Raw genomic sequence first — 1344 nt, 5'->3', positions numbered from 1 at the left:
CGCGCAGCGCCGGTTGTGGTTCCTGGCTCAGCTCGAGGGGCCCAGTGCCACCTACAACCTGCCGAACGCGCTGCGGTTCGACGGGCCGGTCGACCACCACGCCCTGCACGCCGCCCTGGCCGACCTGATCGGCCGGCACGAAAGCCTGCGCACCCTGATCCGACCGGTCGACGGCGAACCCACCCAGCACGTCCTCGAAGACTTCTCCGTGCCGCTGCACCGGCACACCACCACCACGCAGCGACTGCGCGACGACCTCACCGCCGCGGCCCGGCAGCCGTTCCACCTCGACCACGACCTGCCCGTGCGGGCCGACCTGTTCACCCTGGACGACCACCAGCACGTCCTGCTGCTCACCCTGCACCACATCGCCGGCGACGGCTGGTCGTTCGCGCCGCTCGCCAACGACCTCACCACCGCCTACCAGGCCCGGCTGCACCACCATGCCCCGGACTGGACACCCCTGCCGATCCAGTACATCGACTACACCCTGTGGCAGCGTGACCTGCTCGACACTGTGCGCGAGCAGCAGCTGGCCTACTGGCGGCAAACCCTCGACGGACTACCCGACCACCTCACCCTGCCCACCGACCGCCCCCGGCCAGCCATCGCCAGCCACCACGGCGCCACCACCGCCTTCACCATTCCCGCCGCCCTGCACCAGCAGCTCAACGACCTGGCCCGACAACACAACGCCACCCTCTTCATGGTCGTCCACGCCGCACTGGCCGCCCTGCTCACCCGCTTGGGCGCCGGCACCGACATCCCGATCGGCGCACCCACCGCCGGGCGCACCGACCCGGCCCTGGAAGACCTCATCGGCTTCTTCGTCAACACCCTGGTGCTGCGCACCAGCACCACCGGCAACCCCACATTCGCCGAGTTGCTGCAGCAAACCCGCACCACCAACCTCGACGCCTACAGCCACCAGGACCTGCCCTTCGACTTCCTCGTCGAAGCCCTCAACCCCCACCGCTCACTGGCCCGCCACCCCCTCTACCAGGTGGCCCTGGCCTTCCAGAACTTCCACCAACCCGACATCCGCCTCCCGAACACCCAGATCACCGCCGAACCGGTCCACACCGGCGTCGCCCCGTTCGACCTCGCCGTCTACCTCACCGACCACTACGACGCCACCGGCACCCCGCTGGGCATCGAAGGCCAGGCCGAATACGCCACCGACCTGTTCGACGCCACCACCATCGAAACCCTCACCCACCGCCTACAAGCCCTACTACAAGCAGCCGCCAACCACCCACACACCCCCATCGACGACCTCGACATCCTCCTACCCAACGAACGCCACCAGATCCTCACCACCTGGAACAACACCACGAGCGGCCA

At 68.8% G+C, this 1344-nt stretch carries 1 protein-coding gene; it reads left to right on the top strand.

Going from position 1 to position 1344, the window contains the following annotated elements; translation table 11 throughout:
- A partial coding sequence (locus tag ACFYM6_RS36145) for a condensation domain-containing protein (RefSeq protein WP_387282040.1) occupies positions 1 to 1344 on the top strand: 1344 nt, incomplete at both ends.

The sequence above is a fragment of the Micromonospora sp. NPDC006431 genome, from assembly GCF_042870725.1.
Classification (GTDB): domain Bacteria; phylum Actinomycetota; class Actinomycetes; order Mycobacteriales; family Micromonosporaceae; genus Micromonospora.
Note: the sequence above shows the minus strand (reverse complement) of the source record. Positions and strands in the feature narration are given on the sequence as shown.